We start from the raw sequence: 20,265 nt of genomic DNA, 5'->3' as shown, positions 1-20,265 counted from the left end.
AGAGCGGAGACCCTTCAAGCTTTAAAGAAGTACCGCCAGTTTCCGCGCTATCGGTCGCGGAACCGGTTGGTGATCGGGTAGCGCCGGTCCTTGCCAAAGTTTTTCATGGTGATTTTGACCCCCGGCGGGGCTTGACGGCGCTTGTATTCGGCGATGTAGAGAAGGTGTTCGATCCGGTTGATCAGGACCTTGTCATGGCCGCGCTTTTCGATCTCGGCAACGGACAGTTCGTCTTCCACCAGGGCCTCCAAAATGTCATCCAGGACATCATAAGGCGGCAGGGAATCCTGGTCGGTCTGGTTCTCGCGCAGCTCGGCAGTCGGCACTTTGGTGATGATGTTGGAGGGGATCACCTCGCCCTTGGGGCCCAGCATGCCGTCCGGATGGTTTTTATTGCGCCAACCCGCCAAGTGGTAAACCTGTGTCTTGTAAAGGTCCTTGATCGGATTGTAGCCGCCATTCATGTCGCCATAGAGCGTCGCATATCCGACCGACATTTCCGATTTGTTGCCGGTGGTGACAACCATATGGCCGAACTTGTTCGATATCGCCATCAAGATCACACCGCGCGTGCGCGACTGGATGTTTTCCTCGGTTGTATCCGGCTGGGTTTCAGCGAACAACGGCTCAAGGGCAGAGGAAAACGCTTCAACGGGATCGGCGATCGGCACCGTGTCATAGCGGATACCAAGTGCATCGGCGCAAGCGGCCGCGTCGCTTTTGCTTTCATCCGACGTGTAGCGGTAGGGCAGCATGACCGCATGTACCTTGTCGGCACCCAGCGCATCGACAGCCATGGCTGCGCAGACTGCAGAATCAATGCCGCCGGACAAGCCGAGCACCACGCCCGGAAAGCCGTTCTTCGTGACGTAATCGCCGAGCCCCAGCACACACGCCCGCCAATTCGCTTCATCGATCTCGGGTAAGACAGCCTTTGGGCCGCTCTCGCAGATCCAGGGCCCGTCATCGGTCCGGCGCCAGTCGGTGATGCCGAGGTCGGCAACGAACTGCGGCATTTGAAATGCCAGTGTCCGGTCAGCTTGAAGCGCAAAAGATCCGCCATCAAACACCAGCTCATCCTGTCCGGCGACCTGATTGCAGTAGATCAGCGGCAGATCGCTTTCCACGACCCGTGCAACAACCACCTGCAGGCGTTCTTCGGCCCGGTTGGCCCAATAGGGCGAGCCATTCGGCACCAAAAGAAGTTCCGCACCGGTTTCGGCCAAACATTCGCACACTTCGTCATTCCAGATATCCTCGCAGATTGGAATGCCGATGCGAACACCTCGGAAGTCGACCGGGCCCGGCAAAGGACCGGCATCGAAAACCCGTTTTTCGTCAAAAACACCATAGTTTGGCAGATCGTATTTGTAGCGGATCGCCTTGATCTCGCCGCCGTCCATCAGCAGTGCCGCATTGTAAAGCGCGCCGTCCTCTGTGCGCCACGGCACGCCGATGATAAGCCCTGGACCACCATCGGCTGTCTCACGTGCAAGACGCTCGGCAGCCTGCTTGCACCGCTCGACAAAAGCCGATTTCAAAACGAGATCTTCAGGCGGGTATCCGGCGATATTGAGTTCTGGGCACAGCATAAGATGCGCGCCGGCCGCCGCAGCTTTCGCGCGTGCTTCAATCACCTGATCGGTGTTTGCGGAGATGTTGCCGACAGTCGGATTGAGCTGCGCAACCGCAATGCGCAAATGCGCATCAAGTGCAGGTGTCGCGGCTGAAGATGCGGTCGAGGATGTGTCTGAGTCTGCCATGCGCTTGGGTTTAGCGCGCTGCACCAAAACTTACAATCAGTCTAGAGCAATGCCAGCGACTGAACCTCCTCTGGCGCACCTCCCGCGCTGCGCCCCGACAGGTCGGTGATATCGTATTTGATGGTCGGTTCTTTCCGCGCCCGGCCGAAAATGCCCTTGCTGCGGCCGTGTCTTTCCTGGCGGTTCAAGACTTCGCCAACACGGCTGTACAAGACCGCCGGCGAGACCGGTTTAGCGATAAAGCCGTGAATACCAAGGTTCACAGCCTCTATGATCGTTGTCTTGCGCGCATGCGCACTGATGATGATCACCGGTGTGGTTGCCAGCAGCGGGTTCGGTTCGCCCCGTAACATGGACACAAACTCGGCCCCGGACATGGGCGACATGACCCAATCCAGAAGAATAAAATCAGGTTGCCGATCAATGACGCATTCGATCGCATCAAACCCGTCACCCGCTTCGAAAATGTCGCGCACTCCATAGCCGCTGAGGACAGAGCGCAAAATACTGCGCATGTGCCCGTTGTCCTCAATCAGCAGAAAGGAGACGCGAGAAAGATCCCACTCCCGCTGCATCCCGTTTCATCCCCACTCACACAACCCGGCCACGACCATTGCGGGTCCTGCGTTAAAGGATACTTACCCAAGGGCAGGTTTTCTGCGTTTTTCGATCACAATTAGGAAGGGGCGGCACAAGGCCGCCCCAAATGCAGGAATTACCGATGAAAAATCCTACAGTTCAGCCATTTACGGCCTGTTTCATTGTCCGGCCATCGCGTTCCTTTTTCAGATTTTCAGCAATCAGAAACGCTAGCTCGAGCGCCTGATTGGCATTCAACCTTGGGTCGCAATGCGTGTGGTACCGGTCGCCCAGCTGCTCGGCCGTAAGGGCATGCGCCCCGCCCGTGCATTCGGTCACATCACGGCCGGTCATCTCGATGTGGATGCCGCCCGCATGCGTGCCCTCGGCCCGGTGGACTGCAAAAAACGCTTCGACTTCTTTCAGGATCCGCTCGAACGGACGGGTCTTGTAGCCACCGGCCGTAATCGTGTTTCCATGCATCGGGTCACACGACCACACAACGGTACGCCCTTCCCGCTCGACTGCACGAATAAGCTGAGGCAGATGATCGAACACCTTGTCTGCACCGAACCGGCAGATGAGTGTCAAACGACCGGCTTCATTTTCCGGGTTCAACTTGTCGATCAGCTCGATTAACCCGTCCGGTGTCAGGCTCGGACCGCATTTGAGGCCGATCGGGTTCTTGATGCCACGGAAGAACTCAACATGGGCATGATCCGGCTGGCGGGTCCGGTCGCCGATCCACAGCATATGCCCACTGGTCGCGTACCAGTCGCCGGATGTGCTGTCGACGCGGGTTAAGGCTTCCTCATAGCCGAGAAGCAACGCTTCATGGCTTGTGAAGAAATCGGTTGAGTTCAACTGAGGGACGCTGGTTGCGTCGACGCCGCAAGCGCGCATGAAGGCGAGCGCTTCCGTGATCCGATCGGCCAGCTCCTTGTAGCGGTGGCCTTGCGGGCTGTCGGTGATGAAACCAAGCATCCACTGGTGAACCTGATCCAGATTGGCAAAGCCGCCCTGGGAAAACGCACGCAACAGGTTCAGCGTGGCCGCGGACTGGCGGTAGGCCATCGCTTGGCGGTTCGGATCCGGGATCCGGCCTTCTTCGGAAAACGCGATGTCATTGATGATATCACCACGATAGCTCGGAAGCTCGATGTCGTCTTTTTTCTCGACCGAGGAGGAACGCGGCTTGGCAAACTGTCCGGCAATCCGGCCAACTTTCACAACCGGCTGACTCGCGGCGTAGGTGAGAACGACAGCCATCTGCAAAAAGGCACGGAAAAAGTCGCGGATATGATCCGGGTGATGCTCGGCGAAACTCTCCGCGCAGTCACCGCCCTGGAGCAAGAATGCATTTCCGGCCGCAACATTGGCAAGCTGGCGCTTAAGAGCGCGCGCCTCGCCTGCAAAAACAAGCGGCGGATAGGTCGAAAGGCGCTGTTCTACAGCTGCCACTGCCTCTTGGTCGGGATAATCCGGCACCTGCAAGATCGGCAAGGATCTCCAGCTGTCCGGTGTCCACTTCTCCGCCATTTTCAGTACTCCTGAGTGGGATCGGGCATTCCCAATTGTTCGTTTATCTTGCTGCCCGGGTTCTTTTCGTGCTCAGATTGCTCCGCATTTGGACCAAACGTGCGGGGTTATACACGCCCCTTCGCGCAATTGCCACTTCCGATCCGCCCGGTTTTGGCGCGATCAGGCATTTATTAAAGGCCCGTTCCGTTTTGCCGTTTGAAGCCGAGCAGGCCCTTGTGCCTGCCCGGCAGATCTTTGAACGATTTACGCGAATAGAAAATCGCCTGCGCCCAACGCGGGCATCGAAGGCCAAATGCCGGTATCAAGCCTTATGCTGTCGCCGGCATAGCTGATTTCGACGTCACGCCACCAGCCATCGGAGGTGATGGAAAGCTGATCAAAACCGGTCACACCCGCAAGGCTGAGGTCGATCTTGTCGATGCCCACTTCAAAATCCTCAATAAAGTCGGATATGCCGTCGAGCACGAACACGAAAATATCGGCGCCCGAACCGCCTTCCAGAGTATCGCTACCGGCACCGTCGACAAGAATATCACTGCCAGAACCTCCCTCAAGCCGGTCATCCCCGGTCCCGCCGAGAAGGCGGTCATCGCCGCCGCGTCCCTTCAGGTGATCGTTGCCGGCAAAGCCTTCCAAGGCATCATCGCCTTGGCGTCCGCCCAGAAGGTCCCGCTTGTCCGAGCCCAGAATAAAACCGCCATCGCCATAGTGATCGGTCGGATCCAGCGGCAGCTGGATGTCCTGTACCCAGACCACATCGCGGGTGATGTCTGACAAACCGGAGACAACAACAAGGCTGTCGCGCGACATCTCATCGTAGAATTCTGACTTGAAGACCGCGTCCATCGCTGTTTCGTAGCGCGATGGCAAGTGGGTGGTCCAGGCAAGCGGATTGATGATGTTGCCCCCCTCCCAAAACGCCGGCGTGGCATAGACATCATTGAAATAGACAATGTTATTCGTTTCGTATTCGTAGTTCTTGTCATTGCCTGTCAGGTGGATCCAGTCCTCGGCAAGCACGGACGGCACCGGATCGTTTTCGAAATCGAAGCTGAAGATCTCCGCACCGTTGTCCAATACGGACGTGCCGTCCTCGGGTGTGTAGTGCGAGGCAAATCCGATGTAATTGGCGTCGACAAAATAGCCGTCATCATGCGTGTCCGACTGCTCCGCCATGTTTGTTACGGCGCCGCCGCCCAGGGAGTGACCTGTTACGATCAAGTCGCTCGCGGTGAGACCGCCCGCTTCCATGAAACTCTTGATGGCCGAAAAAAGTGTCCCGAACGCTTCTTGCGCGTAGTTCGGTTCGTTTTTCAAAAACTCCAGATAATCGATCACATCACCGATCGTATCGGACACGATGTTGTCGATGGTGCCGCTGGTGCCGCGGATTGCCAAGCCGACCTGGACGAGCTGACCGCTTTCGTCAAATTTTGCAAGCACATCTGCCTGCGCGTCCTTGAATTTCGTGGTTTCGCCTTGAAAAGTCCCGTTCCGGTCCACCTCCGCGCCCGGAATTCCCAGGTCGTCCGGTGAAAGGACGGTCCAGCCCTTGGCCTCTATTGCCTGACGCGCCTTTTCTTCCGCAGCCGCCCCATCCCGCAGGATGTTCTCGATGCCGTGATAGCTGTAAACCATCAGGTCGCGAGCGTTTTGAATCAGGGCGGAAGCCTCCTGCCCCTTGTAGGTAAACAATGCCATTCAATTCCTCCCAAAGTGCATGAAATATAAATGCACGCTTAGAGGGTATTTTATTTCTAACGCTTACGTAAAGGGAATTTTTTTAACCATTTACCCCGGAAGCTTCGGATAGCTGAAAACTTGAAGGAAACACGCTAGTCTTGAGCGAAACCGATCGAAGACACGCGAAGATTTCTAATGCAAAATCAACAACCTTCCCTTGAACATAGCCATGAACCGGAAGCCATAGCGGGCCGGTTGGCCCGGGGACCGAAACTGAGCTACCTACGAGACTGGGTCTATGGCGGCATTGACGGAGTGGTTACGACTTTTGCGATTGTGGCCGGAGCTGTCGGGGCAGACCTGTCTGTGACGATCATCCTTATTCTCGGCCTTGCGAACCTGCTTGCAGACGGCTTTTCGATGGCGGCTGCCAATTACGCAGGCACGAAGTCGGAAGTCGAGGACTACAATCGGCTGCTCGATATCGAGCACAAGCACATCAACCTGGCACCGGATGGCGAGCGCGAGGAAATCAGGCAGATCTTCAAAGCCAAGGGATTTGAAGGGACGGATTTGGAACAAATCGTGCTTTTGATCACCTCACGACGGAGCGCTTGGGTCGACACAATGATGCAGGAAGAGTACGGGCTGTCATCCGTCCCGCGCTCGCCCTTAAAGGCGGGAACGGTGACATTCGCCGCCTTTGTTGTGTGCGGCAGCGTGCCCATCGTGCCTTATGCTGCAGGCTGGGGTGCGTCTCCGTTGATCGCCACGAGCGCGGCCGCGGTGACGTTTTTTGCCATCGGTTCGGCCAAATCCCGCTGGTCAACACAAAGCTGGTACCTGTCTGGGCTGGAAACCTGTGCCATCGGCATGACCGCTGCCGGCATCGCATATGCCGTGGGCCATCTCCTGGCGGGACTCTTCCTGTCATGACGCGAGGCTACGATCCAGTATAACCGCGACGTTCCGGGCACGCATCATCTCGTCGACCAGCTCCAAAAGCGCAGGTTCCGCCTTGATAGCCCGGGGATACCGCGGTCTGGCACGGTCTGCGAGCACAGGCACATGCCATCCGTCTGTTGTCTCGAAAAAATCGACAACGCCCTGTTCACCCCATTGCCTGTAAAAACCCTGCAGAACGCAGTCCAGGTAACTCTGAAGGATCGGGCTTTGCTCGTTTCCCCATGTGTTGTGCTCAGGCAGCGCCTTGTAAACGAACAGACCGCTTCCCGGGTGGCTATGCGGCACATCTGCAAGAAATGACTCTGCCTCTAGGTGATGCGGCTCATAGCGCGCTTCACGCCTGTTCAGCGCTGCCAGGCCATCTTTCGGCTCCTTAATCAGCAAGCCGCGAATTTCAGCGCATTGTTTAGGCCGTACGGTGAGACTGCATGTGCCCTGTCCGTTTGCTGCAAGGCCGCTGATTTTCCATTCACGAACCCAGCCCTGCAACCGTCCTGGTATATGGGTTGCATTTTTAGCCAACGTATCAACATTGACGAGAGAGCCATAACCAAAATATGTGATATGCGTCATTTTTTGAATTTCCGAAGCGCCGTAGTCTGCGCCCAAACTCCCTTAAATATGGACCTTCGATGCACACTCCCCGCCTGACACAACAGGACATCAGCGCCCTGCGTTCCGACACCCCCGGTGTCAACGACAGGATCCACTTTAACAATGCGGGTACAGGCCTCGCGCTCGCCCCGGTGTTAGACGGGGTAAAAGCTCATCTTGATCTTGAGGCAAAAATCGGCGGCTACGAGGCAGCCGAAGACGCAAAAACCGGGGTCCAGTCGTTCTACCCGAACATAGCAGCACTGATCGGCGCACATCCAGAAGAAATTGCCTACGTTGAGAATGCGACCCGCGCCTGGGACATGGCCTTTTACGGCATCCCGTTCAAGGCGGGTGACCGGGTCATTACCGGACGCTCGGAATATGTGTCCAACTTCGTTGCGATGCTGCAAGTCAAGAAGCAATATGGCACCGAAATCGACATCATCGGCGATGATGATGATGGCCAAATCGACCTGGCCAGCCTGGAACAGGCCATCGGACCGCGAACGCGGCTGATTGCAGTCACGCATGTTCCGACATTTGGCGGTTTGATCAACCCGGTCGAGGAAATCGGTCAGATCGCGAAGAAACACAATCTGCTTTATCTTCTGGACGCATGCCAGTCAGTGGGTCAGGTGCCGGTCGACGTCCGGACCATAGGCTGTCATATCCTGTCCGGAACCGGCCGGAAGTACTTGCGCGGACCCCGTGGCACCGGATTTTTGTATGTCAGCAACGAGGTGCTGGATCAGATCGAGCCACCATTTGTCGATCTGGAGTCGACGCGCTGGATCGATGCCAACACCTATGTTCTTCAAGAAGGAGCGCGCCGGTTCGAAAATTGGGAGCGGTATGTCGCCGGTCAGATCGGGCTTGGGATCGCCGCCAGTTACGCCATAGGATATGGCATGGAAAGCCTTTCAAGCAGGATCCTTGAGCTTGGCTCCATACTGCGAACCGAATTGGCGGCCCGTCCCGGCATCTCCGTTCATGACAAAGGGGCCCGGAAAGGCGGTATTGTGACCTTCCTCGTGGACGGTCAGGATCCGGAGGCAACAAAGGCCCAGCTGTCTGCCTACGGGATCAATGTGTCTGTTTCAAAAGCGGCATCTGCCCGCATCGACATGCCTTTACGCGGGCTGCCCGCTTTGGTGCGCGCATCTGTGCACGCGTTCAACACGGAGCAGGAAATCGAGACTGTCTTGCGCGCGCTGACGGCGGATCGAGCAGTAAAACAGGCACTGAAGGAACTCTAAAATGATCCCTGCCAACGCCATCGGCCCTTAACCTATTTGACCTAGCGTTCTGTGTCTGTGGAGCTTACCGACCCGCCCCCGACCCAGAAAAACTGCCGGGACTGCCAACGACGTGACCGATCCGACATCACCTTCTGCCAAAGGGCTTCGGCTTGAAATCCAGATCTACCTGTTTGCAGGTCTGCTGATTGTCGTTGCGTTGGCAGCGTTTGTTTTCATCGGCCTGACAGCCTCGCGAGAAGCAGACCGGCTGGCCCTGGTCAGCGACAAACACCTTCTGTCGCGCGCCCTGGCAGATCAGCAAACTCTGCTTGCCGTGCAGATGCACCCGCTCTCCATCAACGATCGTTCGGTCGAAAAGATCAGCCGCGCTTTTGACAAGGCCTACATCCGGGATCAAATCATGCAGCCGCTGCTGGCAGGTGGACGCGCCGACCGGATTTTCCTGATCAATGCCAGTGGCCAAGTGGTTGCCGATGCCTCGGACGGCTCAACACGTTTCATTCCCTATGACCTTGACGCCGGAACACGCCTCTTCGACTTGGCAGATACGGCGCAAAGCCGATTTGCCTCGGACGTTTTTGAGCATGACGGCGGCTTTTCGCGTGTCCCAAGCGACCGGAACAGCGCCGAACTGGACGCGGTCTTCGCCTTCGATTTGTTAAATGAACGGCCGGCGCTGTTTGCCGCCATGCCGATTGCGCCACATGAAGGTGGAATGCTGCTGCCCTCAAAGGTGCCTCATGTGCTGATTGCCCTTCGCCATCTGGATCCGGAGTTTGCCGAAGAGCTGAACAGCACGCTCAGCCTGCGGGACTTCCGGTTTTTGGCCGATGAACCCCGCCGGATCCGGGTCACAGACTATCAGCTGTCCAATGTATCGGGTGACTTTGTGGGCCTGTTTGCCTGGGACGTTGACAAGCCCGGAGCCGTGATCTGGCACATGCTGCTGCCTATGGCTGGTGTGTTCGGGGTGTTGCTGGCCGGTGCGGCCTTTTTCACCGCGCGAAAAATCGGCGGGCTGACGCGATCCCTTGAGGAGAGCGAGAAGAGAAACCGCCACTCCGCCCTGCATGATGCGCTCACCGGGCTCGCCAATCGTGTTCAATTCACGGACAGGCTGAACTTTGGCCTCGAAAACCTGCAGGAACAGCCGGTCACCCTGATTGCTGGCGATCTCGACCGCTTCAAAGCCATCAACGACACCCATGGCCATGCCGCAGGAGATGTTGTGATTTGTGCCACTGCGGACCGTCTGAAAGCCGTGGTCGGGAGCCATGGCCTTGTTGGACGCATCGGAGGCGATGAATTCGTCATTCTGATCAACTCCGACCTTGGAACAGACGGACTATCGACGCTGTGCCGCCAAATCCTGGCGAGCATTCATGGTCCGATCCAGATTGCAGGCGGACAACATGTCGATGTCGGGATGAGCCTCGGGATCGCGCGGGCACCAGCCAGCGGGCATACCGAGACCTCGCTCATGAAAGCTGCTGACGCGGCCCTTTATGCCGCCAAATCCAGCGGACGCGACACGTTTGTTTTTGCCGAACAGCTTCCGAAAAATGACCGGGCGAAACGCACAGCGACTTAACTCTTTTTGCGCGGCGTGCTGCTTTTGAACAGACAACCGGAAATGTTTTTCTACAGCTTAAAATTGAAATTTGCGCCAAAGAGAGCCTTTATTTACTTAGGCGTGTAGCCGCATTGTTTACAATGACAATTACTTACCAACTTTATTCAACGTCATTTTCCAAACATTAATTACAAATACAAACCAATATTTAAACTCACCTGACGTAATCTGCCGCCCATAAAAACGGTATTGCGGGCAACCTTCGCACAAGCCGTTGGGCAGGTTACAGGCGGTAGGGAATTTGGCTGAGCTCCAAAGGCGGTATTCGGACCAGCATAGCGGCATGTCGCGCCAGGATATATCCCGGCTTGCCTTTTTGCTCGCCGGGCTGCTGATTGCAGTTACATCCGCTTCTCTGGTTTTTGTTGGTTATGTCGCCTCGGAAGCTTCAAACCGGCAGGCGATCGAGAACGAAAGAGCCCTGTTTGCAAATGCTCTTCATGACAGGCTGCGGCTGATCATACGGGAACAAACAACCACCGCGCGCTGGGACCTGGCGGTCGAAAACATCGTTCGTGATTTTGATGTCGATTTCGTCCGCGACAAGCTCGGCGACCTTTGGACAAACTACCACCACAGCAAGGTGATGATTGTCGCTGGCGCCAACCGCATCAAGGCCGAATCATTTCGTGAATACATGCACATCACCGACCGCCCCTTGTCCGAGACCCCGGCCCTGGTGCCAATCGTCGAACAGGTCCGCAAACTGTATTTCCAGAACCGGGTGCGCGTCCCGGGCGGTTTCAGCCATCAATCGCTTCAAGGATTGCCTCCGCAATACTATGCTGCGCTCGGTTATGCGATGATCGATGGCAAGCCGGCGATGGTTGGTGCCATGCCAATCATGCCGCATCTGGATACGGTCACGCTTCCGGACGGCCCGCCCGCGATCCTTATTTCAGCGAAATACATTGAAGGGCCGATGATGGAGGACCTGAATTCTCAGCTGTCCTTTACGAACTTGTCGTTTTCGTCCGAGCCGGCATCGACTGAAGAAGCCAAGCCCCAACACACCGTCACGAATTTCTCCGGCCTGCCGCTTGGGCACTTTCACTGGCAAAGCACGACACAGGTCACATCAATCTGGCCCACGGTTGTCCCGGTGGTGTTTGTTCTCAGCATGACCCTCGCCCTGTTAGCGTTCTTCATCGCCTGGCGCATTGGCAAGCTGACCAGTTCATTGCATGCCAGCGAGCGGCAAAACCGCTATCTGGCTCTGCACGACACCCTGTCGGGTCTCGCCAACCGTCTGCAATTCAACCGCGTGCTGGGACGGGCAGTCGATGATCTGCCGGCCAATCCATTTGCCGTGCTGCACTGCGACCTCGACAAGTTCAAGCAGGTCAATGACACACATGGCCACGCGGCTGGAGACGCAGTGATCAAAGCCATGGCAGACCGGCTGTCCAAGGCGATTGCCGAGAACGGTCTTGTCGCCCGTGTTGGCGGCGACGAGTTTGTCATAATCCTAAAGGCGTTTGCAGACCGCAGACGCCTGGAGATCCTGGCCACACGCCTCATCGAGCTGGCACAAATGCCCATCGACGTTGGCGATGGGGTTCACGCCGATATCGGGTTGAGTATCGGGATTGCGATCGCGCCCGAAGCCGGCACCGACCCGGAAGCGTTGATGGCAGCGTCCGACGCCGCCCTTTACCTGGTCAAAGAGAACGGCCGCGGCCGCGCCGCCTTTTATGGGGCTGACGGACCGGAACTCATGGAAGAAAAGCCGCGTCCAAAAGAACAGGCTGCTTGACGCGGCCGGTCATCGGGCCCGAAAGCCCGCCAGCCCATCTCAGGGGCGCGAAATGCTATGGCCGGATCTTTGCAGTCGGCTCACGCATGGTTACCAACTCTTCTGCTGCCGTTGGATGCACGGCGACCGTCCGGTCGAAATCGGCCTTTGTTGCGCCCATCTGAAGGGTAATACCAAGTACCTGCGCCAACTCGCCTGCGTCCGGTCCGAGGACATGCACACCCAGAACCTTGTCCGTGTCCGCATCGACTAGGAGCTTCATCAGCATTTTCTCGTCGCGGCCCGACAGGGTGTGCTTCATCGGCCGGAAGCTGGACTTGTAAATGTCGAGGTTTTTGGTCTTGGACAGGGCTTCTTCCTGCGTGAGGCCAACCGTACCCAGTTCCGGCTGAGAGAAAACCGCCGTCGCGATCAAACTGTGATCCACTTCCCAGGGCTTGTTTCCGAAGACCGTGTCGGCGAACGCATGCCCCTCACGGATAGCGACCGGGGTCAGATTTGCCCGGTTGGTGACGTCGCCGACGGCATAGATTGAGTCCACACTGGACTGCGATTGCCCGTTGACCTTGATCGCACCAATATGGTCGAGTTCTACACCTGCCGCCTCAAGCCCCAGATCCGTGGTGTGTGGATTCCGGCCGATGGCGAACATGATCTGGCCCGCCTCAAGCGCTTTGCCGCCCTTCGTATGGCCAACAAGGCTGCCGTCCGGGCGCTTATCAATCGAGGAAAAGGTATCACCGGTGATGATATTGATACCCTTCTTGACCATCTCTTCATGAACGGCCTTGCGCAAATCCATATCGAACCCGCGCAAGATTTCCTCACCGCGGTAAATAAGCGTGGTCTCAACGCCCAATCCGTTGAAGATGCCAGCAAATTCGACGGCAATGTAGCCGCCGCCGGCCACGATGATTTTTTCCGGCAAATCGGCCAGGTGAAACGCCTCATTCGACGTGATCACGTGTTCGACGCCGGGCAGGCTTGTATCGACATTCGGCGAGGCCCCGACAGCAATCAGGATATATTTTGCGCTGACTGTTTGCCCCGTCGACAACAAACGGACGGTGTGGGCATCGACAACAACCGCACGCGTGTCATGCATTTCCACGCCAGTTCTGTCGAGATTTCGCCGGTAGACGCCCTCAAGCCGCGCAATTTCCTGATCCTTGGCAGTAATGAGCTTTTCCCAGGAAAAAGTGCGTTCGCCAACAGTCCAGCCGAAGCCTTCTGCATCTTCGAACTCTTCCGAAAATTTCGACGCATAAACGAACAGCTTTTTCGGAACACAGCCGCGGATTACACAGGTGCCACCATAGCGGTACTCTTCGGCAATGCCGACTCTGGCACCATGGGTTGCTGCAATACGGGCGGCGCGCACGCCCCCTGATCCGCCCCCGATGACAAACAGATCATAATCATATTCGGCCATGGTCGCCTCTTTCTGGAATATCATTAGGTCCCGCTCGTCCGGACGGGCTCTCAACTGTCTATACCGGCCCGGCATATCGCAAGCACCGCACAAAAAAACAAGGCCGCTCGCGCGGCCCGGTTTCAATCCTTATCACGGGGACGTGACGTAGCCCCTGCGCATCAGCGCCGAGGCGCTAGGGAATACGCTTTTTCTTATTCTGGCGCAGGTGCGCTTTCCTGGGCCCGCTTGTCCAACTCTTCGCGAACGAGGCTGACCATTTCCGTCGAGATGGTATCTTGCCACTGACGGGCTGCGCCAATTGCCAAGGCGGTGAGAGTCGGGCCGTTTTCTGCCAGTTTCGTTCCGAGCGGCGATTGGTAGAACTCGGCCAGCTGTTCAAGTTCTTCCTGGGTAAACCGGCGTGCCCACACTTCATAAACGGTTTTGTTGAGTTCCGCCCGGCGTGGTGCGAGGCTAAGTGCGACCTCGGTCGTCACCTCAACAACTTCCTGAGTGCGCGACGGATCGGACTGGATGAACAAAGTGCGCGTCTGTTCGGCCAGCAACGGCAGGATGTCGTCGAAGGTTTTCAGACCGTTGGTTGCCTGAACCACCTCGCGGGCGGCTGCCATATGCTCGTCGGAAAATTCTTGAGCCTGTACGGACAAGGCGGAAAAGCTCGCGCCAGCCAAGACGGCGCCGAGAACAGCACCCTTCGAGATCATTCCTGTAAGTTTCATCATTGAACTCCGTGACACTCTTGCCTCGCGCAAATGGCAAGGCTTGAGGAAAAGCGCATCAAGCCCGAGCGGTCAAGGTCTCTACACCGTCCTGACCGGCAACGTAGGCTTTCTCCGCAAGATTAATAAACAGACCATGGTCGACGACCCCCGGGATGCCGACCAGCATCGGTGCCAACTGTGCAGGTTCCGGGATTTTCGCCAGATGGGCATCAAGGATGTAATGTCCGCCATCTGTGACAAAAGGATGGTCAGCATCCCCGCGCAACTCCAAGGCTCCATCGAGACCGCAAGCGCGCAGGACTGTATTGATGGCCGCGCGGGTCGCAGCCAGACCGAAAGCGACCACCTCTATCGGTAGGGGAAACGCACCGAGTGTCGGAACAACCTTGGTTCCGTCCGCAATCACGATCATACGTCTGGAAGCAGACGCAACGATTTTCTCCCGCAAAAGCGCGCCGCCACCGCCTTTGATCAGATCAAGCCCCGGTCCAATCTCGTCTGCGCCGTCGATGGTCAGATCAAGCTCACCAAGCTCATCGAGCGTCGACAGCCGGATACCCTCTTTTTCTGCCAGGGCGCGCGTGCGCTCGGACGTCGGCACCCCGATAATGTCCAGCCCGCCGCGAACCTTCGCTCCAAGTGCCTTTGTAAAAAGATCAGCCGTCGACCCGGTACCGATCCCAAGCTTCATGCCTGGTTTGACATCGTCCAGAGCCTTTTCGGCCGCCGCGCGTTTCAGCGCATCATTCATTCGTTCTTATCCCGCTAGAAGCAAACCGGGTACGCTGCCCTTGTTTGCCCGCGGTCCTTAGCACTAAAGCCTGGCATTGGTCCAGACCTGGCCAGCCGCACACGGCTCCTGATGAAACTAACAATGCATCCCGTAGAGTTAACCATGTTTTTAACTTGCTAAGTCATACTTGGGGATGTGCAGCGCTTGCACTGGGAGGAAATCACACATGGGCCTTTTCAGGCGCACTCGTTCAACGGTCGAAGCCACAGACCAAATATCTGAAATTACGAGAGAAACAACGGACGACCGCCCTGATGCCAGTGGAGCGGACACGCTTGCCTTCGCATTGGATGCCATGGAAGACGACTTACAGGTGTCTGCCAATGCGATCTCAGGCCTCGCCGAGGATGTCGAGCAGCGCATGCAAGAACAGCTCGATCTGTTGGAAAAAATCCACGACGACGGCGCCGCCCTCGCCTCACAGACCGGGCATGCGGACCAGACGCTTCAAGAGCTGGCAGGCTCAATCGACGACCTGGCCGGATCTAGCCAGGAAATCGGCAGACAAGTCGGCGAATCCAACGACCTTGCAGAAGAAGCCCGAAACATTGCAGATGAGGCCAACGCAGGGGTCCAGGAGCTTCGGGACGCAATCGACTCGATTACGCAGGTCGTACAGCTGATTTCAGATGTCGCGAAACAGACCAACCTGCTTGCCCTGAACGCAACCATTGAGGCGGCCCGGGCCGGCGAGGCAGGAAAAGGGTTTGCCGTCGTCGCCAATGAGGTGAAGTCGCTGTCGGTTGAAACCCAGAATGCCACGGACGAGATCATTTCAAACATCCACCGGCTGCAAGGCTCCGCCGAAACAAGCATTGGCTCGATCAACCAGATCATTGACGTCATCGGCCGCATCCGTCCCAGTTTCGCAGCCGTGGAAGGCGCGGTGGACCATCAAGTCGAGACCACCACGCAGCTGAGCAACCAAGCGCGGGAGACGGCAGACTTCGTGCAGGAAGTTTCCGGCCGGGTTGCAGCAATTGAACAGTCAACGGCACAAGCCAAGGAAGCTGGCGCCGCTGCACGCGCGGCCGGCGTTGCCATGGCCGGAAATGCGGGCCAGCTTGGTGGCAAGTTCACCATGATGCTGCGTCAAAGCTCTATCGGAGACCGGCGCTGCTCGGACCGTTTGCCGGTTAAAATCAAGGGTGAACTGACCCTTGGCGGCAAGCGCGAAAGCATAGAAACACGGGATTTGTCCGAAGGCGGTGTGCTGGTGACTTCAGACAAGAAGCTCACCGGCCAACCCGGAGGCCATGGCACTCTCAGCCTACCCGGCCTTGGAACGACAGACGTGGGCATCCGGGGCGTTTCAGAGCACGGCTTACACTGCGCTTTTGAGGACATGTCAGACGAATTTAGGACCGCGCTGAACGGCAAGCTGTCGGAGATTTCCGCAAGGTTCGCAACCTATATCAACCGTGCACAGACCGGCGCCCAGCAGATAAGCAATGCGCTAGAGAAGCTTGTGAGCGAGCGGCGCCTCAGCAGCGAGGTGCTGTTTGACACCCAATACCGCAAGATCCCCGGCACGAACCCGCAGCAGGTTGAAACACTTTATCTGAAGCAGGTCGAAGCGGTTTTTCCCGCAATTCAAGAGGCGCTTCTAAACCAGGACAACGACATGGCTTTTTGCGCAGCCGTCGACCGGAGCGGTTACCTGCCGGTTCACAACACGATCTACTCAAAACCGCAGCGTCCCGACGATCCCGCGTGGAATATGGCCAATTGCCGGAACAAGCGCATCTTTGACGATCGCGCCGGTTTGAGCGCAGGGCGCAACACGAGGCCATTCCTGGTTCAGACCTATCCGCGCGACATGGGCAATGGCAACATCATCTGGATGACAGAGGTGGATGCGCCCATCCTGGTCGGCGGGCGGCATTGGGGCGGATTCAGGACAGCCTACAAGCAGCGCTAATCGGCAGGCCGGAAGGCTGAGAACTGTCTTGTTTGTGTCGTGCGAAGCAGCTACGCAAAGCCAACTTCATCTAAAAACTGGACGATTTGCCTTGGCCCCTGCTCTCGTATTCGATCTCGACGGAACGCTGGTCTCTTCCATGGAAGACCTGACACGCACTTTGAATGTTGTCCTTGATCGCGCCGGCTACGGCATGGTTCCAGTTGAGGACATGCGCTCCATGGTCGGCCAGGGCGCAAAGGTGCTGCTGCAACGCGGTCTGGAAGCAAACGGGGTCGCCTGGACCGAAAATATGTTGGCTCCGCTCTATGCTGAATTTTTAAGCTCCTACGCGGCTCATATTGCCGATCACACACGGCCATTTCCAGGCGTCATTGCCGCGCTGGAGCGCTTTGCGGCTGACGGGTGGCGGTTGGCCGTTTGCACCAACAAGACGGAACGCCTTGCTATCCGCTTGCTGGAAGAACTGAAAATGCACCACCATTTTCACAGTGTGGTCGGCGGCGATACGTTCGACACCAAAAAGCCGGAGGCCGAGCCGATCCTGGGAGCAATCGCTATGGCGGGCGCGGTGCAGGACGGCTCCGTCATGATCGGTGACTCGATTGCGGACATCAATGGCGCGAAAGCCGCAGGCATTCCGGTCATTGCGGTCGACTTCGGATACACACCGGTGCCGGTTTCAGAGCTTGGTCCGGACCGCATAATTTCTCATTTTGACGAGCTTGCAGGCGCTTTGGAAAGCTTGGGGCTTCGGGCACCGGTCGCACCAGTTTCCTAGCAACGCTCCCGCGTTCCTCCACAGCCGCAGATCTGCAAGATATTGGGCGCAATGCGCACATGGCAGGTCACCATAGGGGCGTCAGACCCGGACCAAGACCGCAACAACGCAAAGTTGGCCGGGTACACGAATTATTGACAATATCAATTATACTGTTGCGGTGATTGAGCCCTGCCCTCGCGCGCGGAAACCGCCGAACAGCTTTTGAGGACGTCATGACACCGTCGGGAACATTTCATTGGTTTGAATTGGTCACGCACGATGTGGATGCGGCGAAATCATTTTACCAGTCGGTTCTTGGTTGGCAGTCTGAAAAGGCAGACAGCGGCCACAGCCCTTATTGCCTGTTCACCAAGAATGGTGTTCCGGTCGCAGGGGTCACGGGTGTGGAGACCATGCTCGACTGGCCCAAGCTCGACACGTTTCCCCGCTGGATTGGATATGTAAGTGTTGATGATGTCGACAGTTGCGTGAGCAACGCCGTGGCTTCTGGTGGACGGGTCTTGAAAGAACCTTTTGATGTCCCTTCCATCGGCCGGATTGCCTGGATCGAGGATCCACATCGTGGCGACATTGGCGTAATTAAGCTTGCAGCCTAGCGCGACGGCGGAACACCCTGAGTGTCACACCGCTGGATGGGCTGTGAACTGTTGCCTGCAGAGCCTTGCCGGGCAGACCTGCACACCGTACATCAGCATTCACACGGGCGATTAGCTCAGCGGGAGAGCACTGCCTTCACACGGCAGGGGTCACTGGTTCAATCCCAGTATCGCCCACCATTTCCTCAAAGCGGTCACGGACACCCCCGAAAAGCTTGGGAACACTTGCGCGCAACTGACATTCCCGTCTTGGGCCTGTTATCCTGTATTTGATTCTTCCGTGCCGCCAAAACCGGATTGGCGGGGCGTGGGTCAGGACGAGAGGCATGCATGGCAACCAAGCAAACCGATGGGCTTCGGCAGAAGATGCAAGAGGCACTCCAGCTTCACCAAACTGGTGAAATCGAAAAGGCCCAGCGGCTCTACAAGTCGGTTCTCAAGAAAACTCCGAACAATGCCGATGCCCTCCATTTGCTTGGCGTCACCTACCGCCAAAACGGCGATGCACGGCGCGCTTTCGACACGATCTTGAAAGCGATCAAAATCAGTCCGAACCAAGCCACTTTTTACGCAAATCTGGCCAGAACAATGGTTGATATGCCAGATACGGCCCCAGACAGCATCCTTGCTGTGACTCAAAAGGCTTTGTCACTCGATCCGAAACACAAACAAGCCCGCAGTCTGCTTGGCGTGTGTTACAGCAATCTCGACCGGCAAGACGAAGCAGAAGAGATCTTTCAATCGCTCATTGTCGAGGATCCGGATTTCGCCGAGGCCTACGAAAACTACGGCCATTTGATGCGGCAGAAAAAAGACAACAAAAAAGCGTTCGTCTTCTTTTCCAAGTGCATTTTGTTAAACCCGAACAATGCCAATGCGTATGTTCAACGGGCACGGTGCCGCTTGGAATTGAAAGAGTATGAAGAAAGCGAATACGAACTGAGCGAAGCCCTTCGGCGCTTTCCTGACCACGGCGATGTATTGCACGAAGTCGCACGGCTCATGTTCAGCGAGTCCAAGTCCCATACGGGACTGCCGTACGCGGAACGGGCAGTTCAAGAAAATCCGAAAGACTATCACCGCCACGTCACCCTCGGCGTAACCAAACTTATGCTTGGCGATGCCCAGGGCGCACTTGATAGCTTTTTGAACGCCAAACGCGTTGCACCGCCGGATGCCAAGGGCATCGAGTGGAATATGTCTCTGGCTTATCTTTCCCTTGGTGATCTCGAAAACGGCTGGGACCTGCATCCCGAGCGTTTCGACGATCCAAAGTCCGGGGTCAACCACCGCTACTTTGACGTCCCGGCGTGGGAGGGTGAGGACATTTCGGACAAAACGGTGCTTGTTTGGACAGACCAAGGCCTGGGCGATGCCCTTAAGGCTGGCGCCATGATCCCTGAACTGGAAGCCCGAGCAAAAAAGGTAATATTCGAAGTCTCAAAGAAGTCCGAAGCGTACTTTCAACACAGCTTTCCGAATGTGCTCGTAAGGCCAGCGGAATTCGACAAAAACAAAAAAGCCCTCCGAAGCGATTTTGAAGTTCACGCAAACATCACTGATCTTGCGCGCTTTTTCCGCCGAAGCCTGAAAGACTTCTCTGACACCCCTCACCCGGTCTATCGCTTCGTCCAGGAGAAGGCTCGCCAACTGCTCGGCAAGATTGGAGATATAGGAGACCGAAAAATAGTCGGCATCTCTTGGCGGTCCAAAAACCTGAGTGTCAATCGCGCCCGGTACTACATGTCAGCGCCCGAAATCTGCCGGGTAATTGAAGGCATTGATGATGCTGTTTTCGTAAACCTGCAATATCTTGCCGTCCAAAAGGAAATCGACTTCTTCAAACACAAACTGCCGGGCGCGTTCTTTGACTTTGGAGACGAGGTCGATTTGTTCGACGACATTCTGGGCGCAGCGAATGTGACCGCAATCTGTGATATTGTCTTGTCCGCAAACACCAGCGCTGCAGAAATCTCCGGTGGTCTGGATGTTCCCACGATTAGATTTGGTGGGCACGAGGCGCCTCTTCTGTGCGGCCAACCAAGTCCGCCTTGGTATCCTTCGATGAGCTACATGATCGTTGAGGAGGACAAACCGTCCTCGGCACTGACACCCCGCCTGAGGCAAGAACTGTTGCGGGAATTGGAAACCACCTCGATCGAACGGCGGATGCGGCGGCTGGGCTTCGCCGACTAAAACGCTCTGGGCGCCGACGGCCTAACGCAACCAGTCAGAA

16 protein-coding genes and 1 tRNA gene are annotated in these 20,265 nt (G+C 56.7%); 9 read left to right on the top strand and 8 right to left on the bottom strand.

What is annotated here, in order from left to right:
• Window positions 1-47 precede the first annotated feature (47 nt).
• From JM93_RS09065 to JM93_RS09050, 4 genes are all read right to left on the bottom strand, one after another.
• Entirely contained in the window at window positions 48-1,763 is a 1,716-nt protein-coding gene (locus JM93_RS09065; RefSeq protein WP_145342475.1) for an NAD+ synthase, read from the bottom strand.
• Window positions 1,764-1,804: 41 nt separating this feature from the next.
• Window positions 1,805-2,338, bottom strand: coding sequence for a response regulator (locus JM93_RS09060; protein ID WP_145342473.1), 534 nt, complete (start codon window positions 2,336-2,338; stop codon window positions 1,805-1,807).
• A gap of 163 nt (window positions 2,339-2,501) precedes the next feature.
• Window positions 2,502-3,881, bottom strand: a complete 1,380-nt coding sequence (locus JM93_RS09055; RefSeq protein ID WP_145342471.1) for a class II 3-deoxy-7-phosphoheptulonate synthase — start codon at window positions 3,879-3,881, stop codon at window positions 2,502-2,504.
• Between the two features lie 246 nt (window positions 3,882-4,127).
• The gene (locus JM93_RS09050) at window positions 4,128-5,585 is read right to left on the bottom strand and encodes a M10 family metallopeptidase C-terminal domain-containing protein (protein WP_145342469.1); all 1,458 of its coding nucleotides are present in this window, start codon (window positions 5,583-5,585) and stop codon (window positions 4,128-4,130) included.
• Between the two features lie 177 nt (window positions 5,586-5,762).
• Between JM93_RS09050 and JM93_RS09045 the strand changes: the two genes are divergently transcribed.
• On the top strand, window positions 5,763-6,503 hold the full coding sequence (locus JM93_RS09045; RefSeq protein ID WP_145342467.1) for a VIT1/CCC1 transporter family protein: 741 nt from the start codon (window positions 5,763-5,765) through the stop codon (window positions 6,501-6,503).
• Here the strand turns inward: JM93_RS09045 and JM93_RS09040 are convergent.
• Window positions 6,498-7,106, bottom strand: coding sequence for a gamma-glutamylcyclotransferase (locus tag JM93_RS09040; protein ID WP_145342465.1), 609 nt, complete (start codon window positions 7,104-7,106; stop codon window positions 6,498-6,500). The genes JM93_RS09045 and JM93_RS09040 overlap by 6 nt on opposite strands.
• Before the next feature lie 59 nt (window positions 7,107-7,165).
• Here JM93_RS09040 and JM93_RS09035 point away from each other — a divergent pair, with 59 nt between their 5' ends.
• The 3 genes from JM93_RS09035 to JM93_RS09025 all read left to right on the top strand — a co-directional run bounded on the left by JM93_RS09035 (window position 7,166) and on the right by JM93_RS09025 (window position 11,778).
• Complete coding sequence (locus JM93_RS09035) at window positions 7,166-8,386, top strand: aminotransferase class V-fold PLP-dependent enzyme (RefSeq protein WP_145342463.1); 1,221 nt, start codon at window positions 7,166-7,168, stop codon at window positions 8,384-8,386.
• A gap of 112 nt (window positions 8,387-8,498) precedes the next feature.
• Window positions 8,499-9,980 carry a diguanylate cyclase domain-containing protein gene (locus tag JM93_RS09030; RefSeq protein ID WP_145342461.1) on the top strand — a complete coding sequence of 494 codons (1,482 nt, stop codon included), beginning with the start codon at window positions 8,499-8,501 and terminating at the stop codon, window positions 9,978-9,980.
• A 325-nt stretch (window positions 9,981-10,305) separates the two neighbouring features.
• Window positions 10,306-11,778, top strand: a complete 1,473-nt coding sequence (locus JM93_RS09025; protein WP_208995054.1) for a sensor domain-containing diguanylate cyclase — start codon at window positions 10,306-10,308, stop codon at window positions 11,776-11,778.
• Between the two features lie 55 nt (window positions 11,779-11,833).
• Here the strand turns inward: JM93_RS09025 and gor are convergent, their stop codons facing one another.
• The 3 genes from gor to rpiA all read right to left on the bottom strand — a co-directional run bounded on the left by gor (window position 11,834) and on the right by rpiA (window position 14,686).
• Window positions 11,834-13,210, bottom strand: a complete 1,377-nt coding sequence (gene gor / locus JM93_RS09020) for a glutathione-disulfide reductase (protein WP_145342459.1) — start codon at window positions 13,208-13,210, stop codon at window positions 11,834-11,836.
• Between the two features lie 194 nt (window positions 13,211-13,404).
• Entirely contained in the window at window positions 13,405-13,932 is a 528-nt protein-coding gene (locus JM93_RS09015; RefSeq protein WP_145342457.1) for a DUF2059 domain-containing protein, read from the bottom strand.
• 58 nt (window positions 13,933-13,990) lie between these two features.
• A complete protein-coding gene (gene rpiA / locus JM93_RS09010; RefSeq protein WP_145342456.1) occupies window positions 13,991-14,686 on the bottom strand; it encodes a ribose-5-phosphate isomerase RpiA in 696 nt (231 codons plus the stop codon).
• Window positions 14,687-14,894: 208 nt separating this feature from the next.
• Here rpiA and JM93_RS09005 point away from each other — a divergent pair, with 208 nt between their 5' ends.
• From JM93_RS09005 to JM93_RS08985, 5 genes are all read left to right on the top strand, one after another.
• On the top strand, window positions 14,895-16,649 hold the full coding sequence (locus tag JM93_RS09005; RefSeq protein ID WP_170230600.1) for a methyl-accepting chemotaxis protein: 1,755 nt from the start codon (window positions 14,895-14,897) through the stop codon (window positions 16,647-16,649).
• A gap of 91 nt (window positions 16,650-16,740) precedes the next feature.
• Entirely contained in the window at window positions 16,741-17,430 is a 690-nt protein-coding gene (locus JM93_RS09000; RefSeq protein WP_244300791.1) for an HAD-IA family hydrolase, read from the top strand.
• A 215-nt stretch (window positions 17,431-17,645) separates the two neighbouring features.
• Window positions 17,646-18,029: a VOC family protein gene (locus JM93_RS08995; RefSeq protein ID WP_145342450.1), complete on the top strand. Its 384-nt coding sequence runs from the start codon at window positions 17,646-17,648 to the stop codon at window positions 18,027-18,029.
• Window positions 18,030-18,134: 105 nt separating this feature from the next.
• Window positions 18,135-18,209: transfer RNA gene (locus tag JM93_RS08990), tRNA-Val, on the top strand.
• A gap of 150 nt (window positions 18,210-18,359) precedes the next feature.
• Entirely contained in the window at window positions 18,360-20,225 is a 1,866-nt protein-coding gene (locus tag JM93_RS08985; protein WP_145342448.1) for a tetratricopeptide repeat protein, read from the top strand.
• Window positions 20,226-20,265 lie beyond the last annotated feature (40 nt).

This window comes from Roseibium hamelinense, from assembly GCF_007830545.1.
Taxonomy (GTDB): domain Bacteria; phylum Pseudomonadota; class Alphaproteobacteria; order Rhizobiales; family Stappiaceae; genus Roseibium; species Roseibium hamelinense.
This window is presented reverse-complemented; position numbering and strand designations above follow the sequence as displayed.

What these genes read in the sequence shown, in the direction of transcription:
- JM93_RS09035 (WP_145342463.1), top strand. Translation starts at nt 7,166, where the DNA reads ATGCACACTCCCCGCCTGACACAACAGGACATCAGCGCCCTGCGTTCC.
- JM93_RS09055 (WP_145342471.1), bottom strand. Translation starts at nt 3,881, where the DNA reads ATGGCGGAGAAGTGGACACCGGACAGCTGGAGATCCTTGCCGATCTTG.
- JM93_RS09005 (WP_170230600.1), top strand. Translation starts at nt 14,895, where the DNA reads ATGGGCCTTTTCAGGCGCACTCGTTCAACGGTCGAAGCCACAGACCAA.
- JM93_RS09045 (WP_145342467.1), top strand. Translation starts at nt 5,763, where the DNA reads ATGCAAAATCAACAACCTTCCCTTGAACATAGCCATGAACCGGAAGCC.
- JM93_RS08985 (WP_145342448.1), top strand. Translation starts at nt 18,360, where the DNA reads ATGGCAACCAAGCAAACCGATGGGCTTCGGCAGAAGATGCAAGAGGCA.
- JM93_RS08995 (WP_145342450.1), top strand. Translation starts at nt 17,646, where the DNA reads ATGACACCGTCGGGAACATTTCATTGGTTTGAATTGGTCACGCACGAT.
- JM93_RS09025 (WP_208995054.1), top strand. Translation starts at nt 10,306, where the DNA reads ATGTCGCGCCAGGATATATCCCGGCTTGCCTTTTTGCTCGCCGGGCTG.
- JM93_RS09050 (WP_145342469.1), bottom strand. Translation starts at nt 5,585, where the DNA reads ATGGCATTGTTTACCTACAAGGGGCAGGAGGCTTCCGCCCTGATTCAA.
- JM93_RS09015 (WP_145342457.1), bottom strand. Translation starts at nt 13,932, where the DNA reads ATGAAACTTACAGGAATGATCTCGAAGGGTGCTGTTCTCGGCGCCGTC.
- rpiA (WP_145342456.1), bottom strand. Translation starts at nt 14,686, where the DNA reads ATGAATGATGCGCTGAAACGCGCGGCGGCCGAAAAGGCTCTGGACGAT.
- JM93_RS09065 (WP_145342475.1), bottom strand. Translation starts at nt 1,763, where the DNA reads ATGGCAGACTCAGACACATCCTCGACCGCATCTTCAGCCGCGACACCT.
- JM93_RS09040 (WP_145342465.1), bottom strand. Translation starts at nt 7,106, where the DNA reads ATGACGCATATCACATATTTTGGTTATGGCTCTCTCGTCAATGTTGAT.
- JM93_RS09060 (WP_145342473.1), bottom strand. Translation starts at nt 2,338, where the DNA reads ATGCAGCGGGAGTGGGATCTTTCTCGCGTCTCCTTTCTGCTGATTGAG.
- gor (WP_145342459.1), bottom strand. Translation starts at nt 13,210, where the DNA reads ATGGCCGAATATGATTATGATCTGTTTGTCATCGGGGGCGGATCAGGG.